Origin of the sequence: Spartinivicinus poritis (assembly GCF_028858535.1) — a bacterium.
In the GTDB taxonomy this organism is placed as follows: domain Bacteria; phylum Pseudomonadota; class Gammaproteobacteria; order Pseudomonadales; family Zooshikellaceae; genus Spartinivicinus; species Spartinivicinus poritis.
In genome coordinates this window covers 15,164-32,681 of the sequence record NZ_JAPMOU010000010.1, presented here as the reverse complement: position 1 = coordinate 32,681, position 17,518 = coordinate 15,164, and the positions used below count along the sequence as shown (strand labels likewise).

The following is a 17,518-nucleotide window of genomic DNA, read 5'->3' as shown; positions in this document are numbered from 1 at the left end:
GTTGTGCTAAAAGTTCGTATTATGCCAACTTTGTTATGGAAAGACTTTAGTTTAGTTAAAGGAATTTCTTTTAACTCAAACAGAAGAGTTGGGGCATTACTTCCTTCAATAAAAGTGTATTCAGTAAGAGATGTAGATGAATTAATTTTTTTAGATATTACTGCAACAGAACAGAATCGATTAGCTGATGTAGAAACTATTAAAGATATTTCAAAGGAAGTATTTGTTCCTTTTACAGTTGGGGGAGGAATAAAAAAAGCAGTAGATATAAAAAATATTCTGTTAGCTGGTGCAGATAAAGTTACTATTAATACAGAAAATTATAAAAATAATAATATAATAGAAGAAGGAGCTAAAATATTTGGCTCTCAGTGTATTGTAGCAAGCATTGATTTTAAACGAGTAAATGGCAAACCCCTTTGTGTCAGTCATGCTGGTACTAAAATTGAGCCTATTGAGGTTACACAATGGGCAAAAACTGTTGAAAATATGGGTGCTGGAGAAATACTATTAACCTCTGTTGATAAAGATGGAAGGATGGATGGTTTTGATTATGAGATTGTTAGTGAAGTAACTAGTTTAGTAAATATACCAGTCATTGCTTCTGGTGGCGCGGGTTGTGCTCAAGATATATATGAGGTAATAAAAAAAGGAGAGGCTTCAGCTATTGCTGCTGCGAGTATTTTTCATTTTACAGAACAAACACCTCAAGAAATAAAAGAGTATTTATATACTAAAGGAATAAATGTAAGAAGGTGAACGTAGTATTTCGTGCTGATGCATCCAACAAAATTGGATTTGGACATATTATGAGATGTTTGACATTGGCTAGACATTTCGAAGAACTAGGGGCTAGTATATATTTTTTTTGTCGAGTTATTCCCGATAACCTAACAAAAAAAATTATACAAAAAGGCTATCACTTAAAGTTAATTACAACAAAATTAAGTATTAGCTACATTGAGAGCTTTTCAAAAAGAAAAATAAAAAATGCTAAGATGGTATCGTTTCCGTATAACGAATGGTTAGATATATCTTGGAAGCAAGATTTTAATAGTAGTATTCTATATTTAAAAGATATTGGTGACGTTGAAATTGTTGTTGTTGACTCATATAGTATTGACTTTCGTTGGGAGAAAATGATATCTCAGCATGTTAATTATTTGGTAGTAATTGATGATCTTGCTAATAGAACTCACTATTGTAATTTACTTATAGATCAAACATTAGGTTGTACAGAAAAAAAATATTTAAATTTGGTTCCTAAAACTTGTTCCTTCCTTTTAGGAAGTGACTATGTGATTTTACGTTCCGAATTTATAGATTATAGAGAAAAGTCAATAAAAAGACGTAGATCTAAAGATAGTATTAACAATATTCTAATTAATTTTGGAGGAGTTGATCCTGACTTTATTACGAGAAAAATACTAGAACTCCTGGGTAAAATTGAAGATACAACGATAAAGAGTATAGATATAGTTATAGGTCGGGATTCAAAATCTTATAAAAAAATTAAACAACTAAGTCAATCGCTTCCTTATAATATAAATATATATTCTGATATAGGTAATATGGCTGAAATTATGTCAAATGCTGACTTAGCAATAGGAGGAGTTGGTAGTTCTGCATGGGAGCGCTGTTGTTTAGGTATACCATCAATACTAGTAGTTTGTGCTGAAAATCAATTGAATAATGCTAAAAAATTGGTTTCTATAGATGCCGCTGATATTTTATCATATTCTACAGAAATATCTGATTTTCATAAAGATGAATTATATAAACTTATAAGCGACGTATCAAAGTTGAAGGAAAATGGGTTAATTGCATCAAAACTATGTGATGGAATTGGGGTAAGTAGAATAATAAATTTTTTGCTACCTAGAAAATCGAAAGATAATAAATATATTAAGATACGACCAGTCACAATAAAGGATAAAGAACTAATCTATAGCTGGCAAACATTACCGAGTACAAGAAAATATTCTCGTAATCCAGATATACCAGACTATGAAGAGCATTCTATTTGGTTTGAAAATAAGATAAAAGAAACAAATAATTATTTTTACATTATTCTACATAAAGAAACGCCATCAGGTGTAGTCAGATTAGATTCCATTGAAAAAACTGAATATTTAAATATTGATATAAAAAATCAATTATATGAGATATCTGTTTATGTTAGTGATGATCAATATGGTAAAGGATTAGCTAGTATCGCAATTTCTAAGATTGAAAGCTTAATTCCAAAATCAACAATCATGGCATATGTATCAAAAAAAAATATAGCTTCTCAAAAATTATTTGAAAAATCAGGGTATAAAAAGATTCGAGAATCAATGTATATAAAATACACAATATAATAAATATATTATGAAAAATAAAAATCCATATATTTGTATTAATAATAGAAAAATAGGAAGAGACTATTTACCCTATATAATTGCAGAGTTGTCTGCAAATCACAATGGTAAAATTGAAAATGCATTTAAAATAATTGAAGCAGCAAAATATTCTGGCGCTGACGCAGTAAAACTACAAAGCTATACAGCCGATACCATTACTTTGAATTGTGATTCAGAAGATTTTATTATTAAAGATGGGCTATGGGCAGGCCAGACTTTGTATGAATTATATAAATCAGCTCATATGCCATGGGATTGGCATAAGCCGCTGTTTGAACATGCCAGTGATTTAGGAATAACGATATTCAGCTCTCCATTTGATCAGAGTGCTGTTGACTTATTAGAGGACTTGAATACACCCGCATATAAAATAGCTTCTTTTGAAGTCATTGATTTAGCATTAGTAAAGTATATTGCTGGTACTGGAAAACCAATGATAATTTCAACTGGTATGGCAAATATAAATGAAATACAAGAAGCTATTACTACCGCTTACGAAGGTGGTTGTAAAGAACTTGCTATTTTACATTGTGTAAGTGGATATCCTGCACCAGCAGAAGATTATAATTTATCGGTTGTTCCGGATATGATTAATAAATTTGGATTGGTGACGGGCTTATCAGATCATACTTCTGATAGTATTACTGCAATTGCTAGTATTGCAATGGGAGCATCAATAGTAGAAAAGCATGTTACGCTTGATCGTAATGGAGGTGGGCCTGATGATAGTTTTTCAATTGAACCTGAAGAGTTAGCAGAACTCTGTATGAACACTAAAAAGGCTTGGAATTCTATAGGTTGTGTTGACTACAGTATAAAACATAGTGAGCAAGATAATATCAAATTTAGGCGATCTATTTATTTTGTAAAGGAAATGAGAAAAGGAGATAAAATAACACCTGACAGTATTCGTTGTGTACGACCAGGTTATGGATTAGCCCCTAAGTTTTTCAGTAAGATTATTGGCAAAAAAGTTGCTTGTGATATAGAAAAAAATACACCAGCAACTAAAAATAGAGTTATATTTGAATAATTTTAATGGTTTATTTAAATAATTATTCTAGATTTTTTATAGTAATATTGTTTATAAATATACTGTATATATTTTCTAGTTATCTTGATATAGAAACAGGCCATCCCTATTATACATCAGAAAAGGAAGTATGGTCAGTAATCGAAATCATCATCATAATCCTTCTATATGTAACATTAAGCTGGTTTTTTTTTAAAATTATTCCTAATTTTTATAGAATAAAAATCGTAAAAAGAAATCATATTAGATATATATTGCTATCAGCAATAGTGATTAACATAATATATATTCTGACTATAAGTAAAAATATTAGATATTTAGAAGGAGGTGTTCATAATAATATATTGTTATTCATTCTATATAATATAGTGAATTATTTATATGGCTTAATAGCAATTAAAGAAAAGTATAAAATAGAGAGCAATGATTGCTATCATAATAAATTTATATTTTATGTATGGATTGCCTCTTGGGTTTTAACTATAGATGGACTAGCATCAGCACTGACAATATTTTGCTTTATAGTAGTAATTAAAGGTAAGAAAGCATTGTTCTTTACAGCTATGATCTCTTTAATACTGCTTGTTTATGCATTGGCAGTTAAATTTGGAAATATAAAAAATATTAATTTATATACATTTGCTTTATGGGTGATAGGTAGATTTTTAATTAGTACAGAGCAACTATTTACTGCAATAATGGAACCCAATAAACTTGGAGGAATAGTTGAAAATTGGAATATTATTTATGATCAAGCAAATTATGTATTAAATAAACTATTAAATATAGATAGTAATTGGGAATACAAGTCCTACTCTGAGTATTTGTATTATAAGCTGTACGGAGAAAAAGGTGGAGGAGCAAGCCCCGGGGTGATTTTATCTGGATATTTGTTAGGTGGGATAATCTTTGGTCCTATCATTGTTTTTCTATCATTTTTACCAGCATATTTGTATATTCAGTCGTTAGAAAAAAAAGTTGGATATATAAAATGTTTGGTTTTGGTTTTTATTATGAAACCAGCAATAAGTGATTTACCAGGAGTACTATCGATTTTATCAATAGCATTATTATACTATTTATTAGTATGTATTGTAGGTATTATTGATTTTAAATATGAAGTGAGTCGCTCACGCACTTCGTTTATTACTCCTACTCTATCAAAAAAATTAGTATCTCCTAGTTAAAGTTAGTAACCCAAAAAAAAGATCTCAAAAGATAGTTAGATGAATCATCTCTTCAGAAGATAGAAAAAGAAAAACTACGTCGCTGAATGGAGAATATATGCTATTGGAGTCCGATTGAGTTAGCTTGATGTAACAACTATAAATTTATGGTAAATGGGACAAATAGTCAATTACTTGGAATATTTGCTTCGAGCACTTCGATATCATTATTCCAGTGATAATTATCAATTAATACTTCTTTCAATACTCTATATTTTATAGTGTTTGGAAGGAATATTATAAATTGATATCGGATGAATATTTTGTAATCAAGGATTGGGTTATGATAGTTGACAATAAGGAGAATATTCCTTTTCCGCGTGTATTGAGAGTAGAGCCTGCAAGTCAGTGTAACTTGGCATGCATACATTGCCCACAACAACAGTAGACATTCAACGTGGATTAATGAGCGATAAGGTATTTGATAGGGTATTAGAAGAACTACGAGTGCATAAAAATTTAATTAAGGTTATAGTTTTATATCATGGTGGCGAACCACTATTGAATCGAAATTTTCATAAAATGGTTTCTGAAATAAGAGCTAGTGATGATTTCTTTTTTATTAAGACAGTTTCTAATGGGATGGTGTTAACAAAAAAACTCCGAGGAAATGATTGGCAGAGTGATTGATATTATTGAGTTTTCGTTAAGCGGAATTTCAACTATAGAGACTCAGCTTATTCGAAAAAAAGTAATACTCGTTGTGTTATTAACAATATTTACTTGAATTAAAATCAATTTGCTTAACAACAAGACTAGAAGTATATATTGCTACGATCAAATTTTAAGAGAGCTTGGTCAAGTTACCAATAATGATGCTGGGCCCGTACCGGACTCTATTAAAAAAGAATTTGATGGCCTCGGTTTAGATGGTTTTAAACCAATGTATGCTGTTCAATGGCCTCATATAAAAAGTACTAAATATGACATATTAAAAACGAGTGACCTGATTTAGATGAATGTGGTCATATTATTAATACCATTATAGTTCTAGCAGATGGTGCAGTTGTCCCTTGTTACTATGATCTTAGCAGTAACCAGGTGATGGATAATATTAAGGACCTACCACTGGCTAATATATGGAATAGTCAAAAGTATAAAAATTTACAACATTCAATAATGACAAGATAATACATTTCAGTTTGTTCGAACTGTGCAGTTGTGATACCAAAAAAATACTTAATTCCTAAATGGAAAATGGTCAGGGAAACTGCATTATAAGCAGTGAATATCATAACCTTTTTTCCCTATATATCAGTCAATCTAGATATATAATGATCAATTACTAGAATTCTAAAGAGTATCCACTTTAAAATTTTCGAGTTAAATTATTTTGTATTGTTATTTTTCTTAAATTTAAATAAAATATCTATGTTGATGCATTGTGAAATATATGAGTAGGATTCTCAAAATAACTGTTAATAAATTTATTGTGTAAGTACTATAAATGAATAAATATTTTTATGCCTATAAAAAATATGCTTCAGAACCAGCATATTTTCCCTATCGATCTGATTGGAACTCCGGATCGACGGTGTATTTGTTTATTAAGTCATTATTTAAATTATCATATTTTTTGTTAAAAGAATATTATCATTATTTAAACTCAGCACCAATGGAGATGAACAAATATTCCGCACTTGTTGGAACGAAAAACAATCAGCGATCATTTAGTCTACTCAAGTCAACGATTACTAGTATCGAGCCTATCGGATTTCATAACTACAAAGCCAATAAACAAATTAGTTTTTACAAGTGTTATGTAACTGGGCTAAAATCATTGGGTACAGCTTTTTATTATTGCTTTGTAAAACGCGGGAAATATAGAGCAATGGTAGCAAAAACGCTAAATTTTTTTATTATTGCTAATGGGCGATTTGATATTGATGTTACTGCTATTCCAAAGAAAAAATATTTGTTTATTTTTAGTGAGTACTCAGTTTATATAAACAAAATAGTTGAAGCTATGAAAAAACAAGGTTTTACGATAGTATATTTACCACACTCTAGAATGCCTAAGCAACATAGGCCATTTTTTTCGGATATTGTTTTTTTAGATTCGTCCGATAGAGGTAATGCTATTTACAATGGTTGTAATATCTATTTCATTGATAAACTTAATGAGATTTTAATATGTGGCTGTGAAACTAGTGGTATATTGCGTCCACCATCAGTATTGATCTGCTTGAATGTTCTTGATTCATTAAAAACTTCGTCCTCAGTAATCAGATTTGTTAGTAATATTTTTACAAATAAGATAGTAACAGTTAGGTTTCATCCCTCTGAAAAATTTCGTACGTTTAAGAGATTTTTGCTACGAATTATAAGTCGGAAAAAATTTAGTATTGACACTTCAACTCTATCCGAAAGCTTATCGTTAGGGACTTTAGTGATTGCTGGCAAGAGTGGTGTGTTGGTTGATGCACTATCTCGAGGATTGAAGGTGTACAGCTGGATTTCTACTGAAGAAATTTGTGGTTATTTTTCATTACAGCCGGAAAGTGTTTTACCATTAGAAGCATTAAGTATTAATCATCTTGAAGAGCTGGACAATATATTATTAACAGACCCTTTCGTGGATAATTCAGGACTTAAGAAAAAGCTCAAGAGTTTAGCAATTATCTAATTTCTAAGCTAGTAGGTAAATTAGGTCCTTTAATAACAATTACAACCCAATGTTTTTTAGGGCTATTTTTTTTAAGAGCGATAAGAAAGTGATTGCTATCTGTTTAATCAATGAATAACTTAATATTCGATGACAGATTTTTTCATATTTAGTGTAGGGCCGTTGGAGTGGAAATTATGTTTGGCACAATATCTCATTTGATTAAGGAGATGCTAGAGTCTGTGAGACGCTCTGTTTTACGCGCCAAAATCAAACCATCAACAAAGGCAGCTGCCATACAAGAGCATTTGCGGTGTGCTGGTTACTATGTCATTAATGATTATTGGTCACAAGAGAAATGCGCTGAAGCTAGAACAGAGATAGATGCTCTTTTGCTTGATGCAAAGACAACAAAAAAATGGACAGATGATCACCAATCTGACACACGTTTTTTTTATGCGGAACAAATGGGTGGAGTGTTCTTAGACTTTCTTAATGATGAGTTAATTGAGGAGGTACGACTTTGTCATTCTGGGAGAGTAAATAGTGAGAAAGTGATAATGGCTGCGAAACTAGTTCATCGAGAAGGAAATCACGGTTCCGGTGGTGGCTGGCACAGAGATTCACCCCATACTCCACAATTCAAGGCATTGATGTATCTTACTGATGTCAACAAAGATAATGGCCCATTTGAATATATTACAGGGAGTCAGAAGAGTTCTCAGTCTATCATGGATCTAATTAAAGGCTATGCACGCCCTAATCAATATAGATTTACTAACTCTGAAATTAGTGGCATCAAAAACACTGTCACTCTACCTAAAGTCTTCACTGGTAAGGCTGGAACATTGGTTATATTTGATTCTAAAGGTGTTCATAGAGGGGTCCCAATTGAAGCTGGCAAACGATATGCAATCACTCTTTATTGCAGTGATGGCGGGCCTCTCTTGTTGCACTAAACAATAGTACATGATGTTGTAAAAATTTACTTGGCCACGATAGTAAACGATATTGATCACACCAAGATAAAAGCAAGATTACCACAAAGCAACGGCATCTGTGAGCGGTTCCATAAAATGATCTTAACGGAGTTCTATCAAGTTATTTTTAGAAAAAAATCTACACTACTCTTGACAAACTACACACAACACCAAACCTCATACTGGATTAGTTGTATATGAATAAAGTCCGGTTGTCGCCCTCGATCATATTATTATTTGGGCGCGTAACTTTTGTTGGATTGAAACCACTTTCATTAATTCTCTCAGTACATATTGCGTCACCCACAGAGATAGTGTTATTTACTTTTATCCTTGCTTCTCTCCCAATGGTTACGGCACTAGCATCAATTCCTGTACATAAGGATCTTTATAGCTCACCAAATGGACAGAAAGACAGTTCCTCGAAAGTTTTTTTGAACTATTTATCAGCAATTTTAGTTCTTTTGCTCATGCTTTGTATTTTGTTGGGTTCGATATCGGTTCTCTACTGCTACCAATCGGGAATTAATATGAACCTTTCAGTGGTGATGGTTATTCTTTGCATGATGGATAAAATACTCGATGAAATTATGCGCTGGTGTGAATTTACCAAGCAATTCAAAAATTGGTTTTTGTGGGGCATCATTAGGAACTGTTGGTGTTTACTATTTGTCTTTTCGCTCTTGCTCCTTTCAGCTGAAGAGGCGCTAGTCGTTTCAATTATTATTGGATTCATGATTTTTACCTTGTCTGTATGGCAATGCTTTGGCTTTAGTGTTGCAGGTATCAACCTGATTAAAGGTATTAGTTTGATTTCTAGATCAAAAGACTATTATGTCGCTAGTTTTTTTACTGGGGCAGTAAAGAATTCAGACAAATTATTGGCCAGCCTACTTCTCCCTAGTGTATCCCCCTATCTTGTTTCCACATCAATGATTGTTGGAGGCGGATATTTGTTGTTTGATGCATTGATTATCGCTCCTAGACGAAAGTTACTAGCTAATCGGCCCGTGATATTTGTTAGAGTTATTTTTAAGCAGTTTAGATTTAAAATGTTATTAGCACTATGCGTAAGTTTGTTGTGCTTTATGATGACATTCGTCCTTAGCCCAGAAATTGGAGTATGGGCCAGAGTTGTGCTTTTAGTGACGTTTAGTGTTCTTGCCGGAACCTGTTTAAGCCTTTTTCAAGATGCCTTTTTTTGGAAAGAATCATACAGGCGATTTAAGGCCTTCTATTTTAAGCAAGTTCTATATTTTATTATAATAGTTGCTAGTGGATATGTTTCATTTTATGCTTTGGAAATAGAGTTTTATTATCCATTTTTTGTCTCTATTTTGTCATCATTAGTATGTTTGTTTAGTTTTTTTCCAATTTTTAACTTAAAGGTTAACGACCAATTGGTAAAACCATATGGGGCTTCAGGATGAATTTTGCACAATATAATTACTACATCTGGCTTGATCAAATTTGCAGTTGGTTTGGTGCTGATAACAAGCAGATTAATAAGGCCCTTGATATTGGGTCTGGAAATGGGGCTTTTTTGTCGGGCTTAGTGCAAAAAGGTCTAATCGAGCATGGCTACGGTGTAGATATGAAAACAGTCACGCCTCAATACGAATCATTGAAATATTTTTCTAGAGACCTAACGTCTCCAAGTTTTTCTGAGGGAATCCCTGTATGTGAAGTCGTGTTTTTTATGAACATGTTTCACTTGCTGTCAGATATAACTGAGGTTCAGAAATATTTAGGCGCGTGTGATTCCGAGAATCTTATAATGGCAATCCCAACCAAGCCGGCACTGGATATGTTTGAAAACAGACACCCAAACATAAACTCACCTGATCGTGACGTCAATGAATTTCTCGAAACAACGGGCTATGGAGTGTATAAATCCTGCGAACTTGTTTCACACTACTACTTAAAAAATCCATTAAAAGTCCTTATCGGTGGTAAGGCAGAGTTTTTGGCCAAAAAAATTGAAGGCATGAGCAAGAAAAAGTATTACATCTTGATCTGGTCAAAAAAAAGCACCTAACATTACCTTTAAAATTTAAATCTTTGATTGAGTTTTAACTGTGTCAACACAACCGAAACTTGAGGCCTCTTATAAAGGCTTGGTCCCCATCCTTCAAACGGAGATCACTTTATTGGCACAAAAAGCCAACAAACTCGTCAAGCTCAATCTTAGAACTGGCAATGTTGTACCCGTCACAACCATACCAGGCTCCCTAAAAACAAAAATATTTAGAACCAACTACTTTACAAGATCCATGTTCAGAAGAAGTGTTTTATGGGGAAATATCACTGATGATGGAGCAACAATATTTAGTACTAGAGATGGGATATTTCGCCTGAATGATGACAACAACTGTATATGTGAACTTGACTATGAACCAAAAAAATATTTTTTGGATACAACTATATGTAAAAACGTAAAGGGTTTTGAAAATGCTATATATGCAGGTGATTATTTTTCAAACCCGGACATGAAACCTGTTTCAATTTGGCGAAGAATGTCTGGAAACTGGGAAATTGTTCATACATTTCCCGAGAAAATCATGAATCACATACACGCGATTGTACCAGACAATTATAACCATTGTGTATGGATTCTGACAGGAGACTTTGATAATGGCCCGACGATTTGGAAAGCTGAAGAAAATTTTTCCAAAGTTACTCAATTCTTTTCTCCTGAGCAGAAGTATAGAGCTTGCTGGTTAAAATATTCCTACGACAAAATAATTTGGGCAACAGACACTCAATTATCAAAGAATGCGGTTTATCGCTGTGTTGACTTGCAGGGTAGTAAAGACGAGGAATTAATTGTAGAAATTCCTGGCAGTAGTATATATTTTTCAAAAATAAATGGTTATCATTTTTTTTCCACCACCCTTGAGCCGGAAAGAGCAAGTAGAAAGAATCTATTAGCATGGTTTGATACTAAACCTGCACCAGTCTTAGCTAAAGATGGAGCTGGCATATATGTGCTTTGTTCAGACGACTCAGTCGTAGAAATTTTAAGAACCGAGTGTGGAGGATTACCTCTACGTATTTTTGAATACCCAACATTTAAATTTCCAAATGTAGTTGGTAAAGCTGATTTCTTGTGTGCATATGGAAGAAATGTAAAGCACTTCAATGACAGTCTTATAATTTATAAGTTGCCTAACTGAATTATCTAAATTTTTTGTCATATTTTGAAATAAGGAGGGGAAATGGATTTTACCCGAAGTGATAGATTTAGAAGAAAAGAGCTGATATCAGTTATCATACCTGTTTATAACGAAGAGAATAATATTGAGAGAGCTTACTTAGCAGTTTGTAAGGTTTTTACTGATGATCTTAATAATAATTATGATTTTGAGATTATTTTTACTGACAATCATAGTACTGATGCAACCTATGAAAAAATAAAAAATATAACCGCTACAGATAAAAGAGTTCGTGTTGCTCGTTTTACAAAAAACTTTGGTTTTAATAAGTCCCTTTTGACGGGATACAGACTAGCAAAGGGAGATGCAGCAATACAGTTAGACTGTGATCTTCAAGATCCACCAGCATTATTCGTGCAATTAATAGAATACTGGAAAAAGGGGCATGATGTTGTAGTTGGTATTAGAACAAAGAGACCTGAGGGACGTATATTACAGGGTGCAAGGAAAATTTTTTACCGTTTTCTTATGCAAATTTCTGAAGATAACCTCATTGCAGATGGTGGTGACTTTCGTCTGATTTCTCGAGAAATTCTCGATCAACTAGTCACTATTCATGATGCTACGCCTTATGTGAGAGGGTTAATTTCGTCAATTGCTGCCAATCAAATTGGTATTCCCTATACTCGAAAATCAAGAGAGCACGATAAAAGTAAATTCCCTCTAGTAAAATTATTTTCATTGGCTATTGATGGTGTTGTCAACCACTCTACCGTTCCTTTGAGGCTAGCATCATACTTGGGCTTCTTTGTTGCTATTGTAACGGCTTGTTTAGCATCAATCTACTTGCTGGGACGAATAGCTTTTGGTTTCAACTGGCCTTCTGGTTTTGCCACGGAAGTGATATTAATCCTTTTTGGCATTTCATTAAATGCAATTTTTTTGGGGATTATTGGTGAATATATTAGTCGTATATACCAACAGCTCAAACAAAGGCCTATAACGATTATTGAGTCAGCTATAAATTTAAATGCCTTGCCAACAGCTAGAAGCCTAGAGGAATAATGGGAGAAAGGTATGGGTGGGACAAAAAATTATAATGATAAAGCAGAATTTGATGCATATAAAGACACTTACTCAAAGGATATAAATGAAGCAATTTCATTTATTGGTCAGGGGCAGGATTTTTTTACAAAAGTAAAAGCGGATTACTTACTGGACATTATTGATAATATACAAAATAGAGAGTCGCCTTTTAAGGTACTAGATGTTGGATGTGGACATGGCCTGATTCATCCGTATTTAAAATCCCGTAATACACTGATTAAGCTTCATGGAGTTGATATTGCTGGAGAAGTTATTGATATTGCACGTACTAATAACAATGATGTGATGTATAAAACTTATGACGGAAATACACTTCCTTATAAAGATAATGATTTTGATTTAGTCTTTGCAATTTGTGTTGTCCATCATGTACCTCCTTCTGAAAGAGAAACTTTTTTTTGTGAACTGAAAAGGGTGCTTAAGCCCGGAGGAGTACTTGTTATATTTGAGCATAACCCACTTAATCCAATTACATTAAAAGTCGTAAATAGTTGTGAGATGGATCGCGATGCAGTTTTGGTAAGACAGAGTAGTCTAAAAAAGCTATTACTCCGATGTGGTTATAAGTCATCATTTGGAATGTTCATATTGTTTACGCCATTTTCATCCTATTTCTTTCGTTGGTTGGATAAATTATTAGCCCGAATTCCATTCGGTGCTCAGTATTATGTTGTAGCTAAAAAAAGCTGATTTTTGAGGTTGTTAATCTAATAAAGGAGGGGGAATGAAGGCGGTTATATTAGCTGGTGGTTATGGTACTAGAATTAGCGAAGAATCTGAGTTTAGACCAAAACCGATGATTATGATCGGTGGAAAACCAATCCTTTGGCATATCATGAAAATTTATTCATCATATGAAATAAATGATTTTATTGTTTGTTGTGGTTATAAGGGATTTGTGGTTAAGGAGTACTTTGCAAATTATTTTCTTCATATGTCTGATGTCACATTCCGAATGGATGGCAATCAAATGGATGTGCATTACAAGCGTGCTGAACCATGGACAGTTACATTAGTTGACACTGGTGAAAATACAATGACTGGTGGACGTTTAAAAAGGGTTAGATCCTATTTGGAGGATGATGAAGCATTTTGCTTTACATATGGTGATGGTCTTAGTGATGTCAATATCAAAAAACTAATAGAGTTTCATAAATTACAGCAGACAATGGCAACGTTGACAGCGGTCTATCCTCCAGGGCGATTTGGAGCACTTGATATGTACGGTGGTAAAGTGAGAAGTTTTAAAGAAAAGCCTAAAGGTGATGGAAGTATGATCAATGGTGGCTTTTTTGTTCTATCTCCAAAGGTTTTAGGACTGATTGAAGGGGATGAGACTGTATGGGAAGAATATCCAATGGAGATTTTAGCACAACAAGGAGAAATGTCTGCCTATGAGCATCATGGTTTCTGGCAGCCAATGGACACATTGAGAGATAAAAAATACTTAGAAAATCTCTGGGATGGCGGCCAGGCGCCATGGAAATTATGGTAGATAAAGCGTTTTGGAATGGTAAGAAAGTATTAATCACAGGACATACGGGCTTCAAAGGCAGTTGGTTGACAGTTTGGCTTAAACACTATGGTGCAGAAATAATTGGCGTATCGCTAGGTATTCCAACAACTCCTTCTTTTTATGAAAAAGCCAAACTAGATGATGGAATAGTAAATATCTTTGCAGATATTAGAGATACTCAAAAAATTAAAGATATATTTAGTGAATTCAAACCTGAAATTGTTTTTCATCTAGCTGCTCAGTCTATAGTGAGACGTTCATACATAGATCCTGTTGATACTTATGGAACTAACGTAATGGGAACCTTAAGTGTTTTAGAAGGAATTCGTTGTATAAATACTGTTCGCTCTGCCATTATGGTGACAACAGACAAATGTTATGAGAATCAAGAATGGGCTTGGGGCTATCGGGAAATAGATCAGCTTGGTGGGTATGATCCCTATAGTAGTAGTAAGGGTGCAGCCGAGTTGTTAATAAGCTCTTATAGAAATAGTTTCTTTCCTAAAACACAGTATGATTCTCATCAGACAGGAATCGCTTCAGTACGGGCGGGTAATGTTATTGGTGGTGGAGACTGGGCTGAAGATAGGTTAATACCTGATATCATTTGTTCTTTGAGGAAAAATAGAGATATTATTTTGCGTAATCCATATGCCATTCGTCCTTGGCAACATGTTTTGGAGCCTCTTTCAGGTTATTTACTACTGGCAGAGAAACTATTTACTGAGGGAAATGATTTTTCAGAAGCATGGAATTTTGGCCCAAGAGATCAAGAAGCAAAAGAAGTACAATGGATTGTAGAAGCAATGGTAAAAATTTGGGATGAGCGAATTACTTGGTCAATAGATGCTGATAATCAACCTCATGAAGCATTTTATCTCAAATTAGATTGTTCAAAGGCTTTCTCTAAGCTGGGATGGGAGCCACAATGGAAGTTATTTGATGCAATTAAAAAAACAGTTGAATGGTATCAAGTTGAAGTTGAAGATGGTGATTTAAATTCTATAACACTTCAACAAATTAATGATTATATTAATCTTTAGGTGTGTCTAATGTTAGAAATTAGTAAGTGCGAAGTGTGTGGAAATAAAAATTTAGAATCTGTACTCGATTTGGGTGAACACCCGATGTGTGATGATTTGGTAAATGTTGGTGAAGATCGTCAGTGTGTGAATTATCCAATTGAAATAATGTTTTGTAATATTTGTCAAACGGCTCATCAGCGATTTCAGGTACCTAAGGCAAAACTTTTTCCTAGTAATTATCATTACCGTTCTCGGTTTACCGCTGATGTGCTTTCTGGAATGGTCAATCTTGTTGATGAGTGTGAACAGCGCTTTGGTGAATTGAAGAAAAAAGTAGTTTTAGATATTGGTTGTAATGATGGAAGCTTACTGAACTTTTTTAGAGACAAGGGAGGAATCACCGTTGGGGTTGAACCAACCGATGCCTGTTTGGATGCTATAGAACAAGGCCATTGTGCCTATAATCAATATCTTTCTGAGAAACTATCAGAGGAGATTTTGTTAAAACACGGATTTCCGAGTATTATTGTTTTTACTAATGTTTTTGCACATATAGAGAATTTGGCTGAGGTCATTTCATCATTGAAGAAGTTAGTGGGGCCTGAGACGACAATAGTGATTGAAAACCATTACTTAGGATCTGTCTTGAAAGGAAAGCAATTTGATACCTTCTACCATGAGCATCCGCGTACTTATAGTTATAGTTCATTCGTTTACATAGCAAAGTTACTTGGTATGGAGCTTGTTGATGTTGATTTTCCTGCTCGTTATGGCGGTAATATTAGAGTATATTTTAGTGTAGTAAGCGGACAAAAACCTGCTGTTTCTCCTGCTTGCATCGAAGTAAAAGAACAAGAGAAACATTTTTTTAGTAGCTTTACATTATTAAGCAGTAACATTGAAAACTGGCGTCAGAAAAAAAGAAATGAGATAGTAGATCTTGTAGGAAAATTTGGGAAATTAAAAGCTAAGGCTTTCCCTGGACGTGCAGCAATTTTGGTTAAATTATTAGAGCTAGATGATAACCATATATCCGCTGTGTATGAAAAGCCTGGTTCAATGAAAATTGGTACTTACTTGCCTGGTACCCGTATACCTATCCTGTCAGATAATGAGCTTTTTGATAGGTTAGAGTCTAGCACTCCAGTTTTAAACCTTGCCTGGCATATCTCTGCAGAAATACGTGAATATTTACTGGAGCATGGTTATTCGGGTCAAGTTATCGATATTTTAAGTGAAGAGGATTTTCAAGTACTGGATTAATAACTGCTAATGTCAAATATTATTCTTTCCTCAAGTTCGTTTCCTGAAAGTGTTGCGGTTATTGGAGGTGGGAGGTGGGCTAGAGTAATTTTAGGTGAGTTATGTAAATTAACTGCTAGTGATACCAATATATCTATTCATACACAACATAATACACTCAATGTAAAAAAGTGGCTAAGAGAAAAAAAATTAGAAAAACGAGTAAAACTATGTTCAAAATGGCCAACTTTTAATACTTCTCCAAGTGTAATGATTGTTGCGAATGCAGCTCGTGATCATTATTGCTCGGTGGAATACGCACTTTTATCAGGGGTTCCTGTGCTAGTTGAAAAGCCTGTGTCAAAAAGTGCTAACAAAGTGAAAAGCCTTATAAAGCTTGCTCAAAATTCTACAAGGACACTTGCTGCAGCACAGGTATTCTTATTTGCAAATTATATCCATAGATTTTGTAATAGGGTTAGTCATTTGGGTAAACCTGAGGGGTTGGAATTTCATTGGGTTGATCCAAAGAATGAAGAGCGATTTGGTGAAAATAAGCATTATGATAGAGGAGTTCCCGTTTTTGTTGACTGGATTCCACATATATTGCCAATTATAAAACTTTTTTTTCCAAAAGGAAAAGTTGATTTAACCGATTTAAAGGTACGTAAAGGAGGTGCTAAACTGACGTTGGGTTTGATGGCTGATGGTAGGCGCTGCTTAGTAAAGCTTGAAAGGAATGGACAAAAAAGGAAGCGCTATTTGAGCCTAGATATAGGTCAGGAAAAAGTTGAGCTTGATTTTTCCGAGGAGCCAGGCACGGTTACCTGGAGGGGAGAGCAGGTGTCCGCAGATCCTACTTGGAATTTTACTAAGAAACCATTATCCGCGATGCTGACAGCTTTCCTTCAAGCATCTACAACAGGCATTTTTGATGAACGATTAAATATAGAATCTGCTCTCCAAAGTTATGTGTTAATAGACTCTGTTAGGGATAAGTATTATCACCAGCTTTTTCCATGGGTTGAAAAAAAAATAACTGGTAATCAATCTGAAAATGATGAGGTTGATTATTCGCTTACTGAACTAGTCTCTGTGATGGAACCTATATATAATCAGGAACTTAAAAGTAGGATTTTAGCATTGAAGAGTATGGTGCTTGAATATGGGCTTGAGGTATCTTTAAAAAAACTTGGATTATTCGATGCTCTGCTTTGTTTAGACTAA

Annotated in this window: 17 protein-coding genes and 1 pseudogene; all 18 read left to right on the top strand. The window is 33.8% G+C overall.

Annotated features, from left to right (window positions below; translation table 11 throughout):
* Positions 1-3 precede the first annotated feature (3 nt).
* The 18 genes and pseudogenes from hisF to ORQ98_RS09800 all read left to right on the top strand — a co-directional run bounded on the left by hisF (position 4) and on the right by ORQ98_RS09800 (position 17,518).
* Positions 4-759: an imidazole glycerol phosphate synthase subunit HisF gene (gene hisF / locus ORQ98_RS09880; protein ID WP_274688641.1), complete on the top strand. Its 756-nt coding sequence runs from the start codon at positions 4-6 to the stop codon at positions 757-759.
* Complete coding sequence (gene pseG / locus ORQ98_RS09875; protein ID WP_274688640.1) at positions 756-2,360, top strand: UDP-2,4-diacetamido-2,4,6-trideoxy-beta-L-altropyranose hydrolase; 1,605 nt, start codon at positions 756-758, stop codon at positions 2,358-2,360. The genes hisF and pseG overlap by 4 nt, the downstream gene beginning before the upstream one ends.
* A gap of 10 nt (positions 2,361-2,370) precedes the next feature.
* A complete protein-coding gene (gene pseI / locus ORQ98_RS09870) occupies positions 2,371-3,435 on the top strand; it encodes a pseudaminic acid synthase (protein WP_274688639.1) in 1,065 nt (354 codons plus the stop codon).
* A 368-nt stretch (positions 3,436-3,803) separates the two neighbouring features.
* Positions 3,804-4,622: a hypothetical protein gene (locus ORQ98_RS09865; RefSeq protein ID WP_274688638.1), complete on the top strand. Its 819-nt coding sequence runs from the start codon at positions 3,804-3,806 to the stop codon at positions 4,620-4,622.
* A 399-nt stretch (positions 4,623-5,021) separates the two neighbouring features.
* On the top strand, positions 5,022-5,291 hold the full coding sequence (locus tag ORQ98_RS09860) for a radical SAM protein (protein ID WP_274688637.1): 270 nt from the start codon (positions 5,022-5,024) through the stop codon (positions 5,289-5,291).
* A gap of 339 nt (positions 5,292-5,630) precedes the next feature.
* Entirely contained in the window at positions 5,631-5,792 is a 162-nt protein-coding gene (locus ORQ98_RS29580; RefSeq protein WP_425347680.1) for an SPASM domain-containing protein, read from the top strand.
* 316 nt (positions 5,793-6,108) lie between these two features.
* Entirely contained in the window at positions 6,109-7,287 is a 1,179-nt protein-coding gene (locus ORQ98_RS09855; RefSeq protein WP_274688636.1) for a hypothetical protein, read from the top strand.
* A 176-nt stretch (positions 7,288-7,463) separates the two neighbouring features.
* Positions 7,464-8,225 carry a phytanoyl-CoA dioxygenase family protein gene (locus tag ORQ98_RS09850; RefSeq protein ID WP_274688635.1) on the top strand — a complete coding sequence of 254 codons (762 nt, stop codon included), beginning with the start codon at positions 7,464-7,466 and terminating at the stop codon, positions 8,223-8,225.
* Between the two features lie 21 nt (positions 8,226-8,246).
* Positions 8,247-8,384: pseudogene (locus ORQ98_RS09845) on the top strand (IS481 family transposase); the annotation flags it as partial.
* A 59-nt stretch (positions 8,385-8,443) separates the two neighbouring features.
* The gene (locus tag ORQ98_RS09840) at positions 8,444-9,676 is read left to right on the top strand and encodes a hypothetical protein (RefSeq protein ID WP_274688634.1); all 1,233 of its coding nucleotides are present in this window, start codon (positions 8,444-8,446) and stop codon (positions 9,674-9,676) included.
* Positions 9,673-10,284, top strand: a complete 612-nt coding sequence (locus ORQ98_RS09835) for a class I SAM-dependent methyltransferase (protein ID WP_274688633.1) — start codon at positions 9,673-9,675, stop codon at positions 10,282-10,284. The genes ORQ98_RS09840 and ORQ98_RS09835 overlap by 4 nt, the downstream gene beginning before the upstream one ends.
* Before the next feature lie 112 nt (positions 10,285-10,396).
* Complete coding sequence (locus ORQ98_RS09830) at positions 10,397-11,422, top strand: hypothetical protein (RefSeq protein ID WP_274688632.1); 1,026 nt, start codon at positions 10,397-10,399, stop codon at positions 11,420-11,422.
* Positions 11,423-11,464: 42 nt separating this feature from the next.
* Positions 11,465-12,466, top strand: coding sequence for a glycosyltransferase family 2 protein (locus ORQ98_RS09825; RefSeq protein WP_274688631.1), 1,002 nt, complete (start codon positions 11,465-11,467; stop codon positions 12,464-12,466).
* A 12-nt stretch (positions 12,467-12,478) separates the two neighbouring features.
* Positions 12,479-13,198: a class I SAM-dependent methyltransferase gene (locus ORQ98_RS09820; protein WP_274688630.1), complete on the top strand. Its 720-nt coding sequence runs from the start codon at positions 12,479-12,481 to the stop codon at positions 13,196-13,198.
* A gap of 34 nt (positions 13,199-13,232) precedes the next feature.
* Positions 13,233-14,003, top strand: coding sequence for a glucose-1-phosphate cytidylyltransferase (rfbF, locus tag ORQ98_RS09815; protein ID WP_274688629.1), 771 nt, complete (start codon positions 13,233-13,235; stop codon positions 14,001-14,003).
* Positions 13,988-15,067 (top strand): CDP-glucose 4,6-dehydratase, encoded by a 1,080-nt coding sequence (gene rfbG / locus ORQ98_RS09810; RefSeq protein WP_274688628.1) that lies wholly within the window; start codon positions 13,988-13,990, stop codon positions 15,065-15,067. Before rfbF ends, rfbG begins: the two co-directional genes overlap by 16 nt.
* 9 nt (positions 15,068-15,076) lie before the next feature.
* Positions 15,077-16,312 (top strand): class I SAM-dependent methyltransferase, encoded by a 1,236-nt coding sequence (locus ORQ98_RS09805; protein WP_274688627.1) that lies wholly within the window; start codon positions 15,077-15,079, stop codon positions 16,310-16,312.
* Between the two features lie 9 nt (positions 16,313-16,321).
* A complete protein-coding gene (locus ORQ98_RS09800; protein ID WP_274688626.1) occupies positions 16,322-17,518 on the top strand; it encodes a Gfo/Idh/MocA family oxidoreductase in 1,197 nt (398 codons plus the stop codon).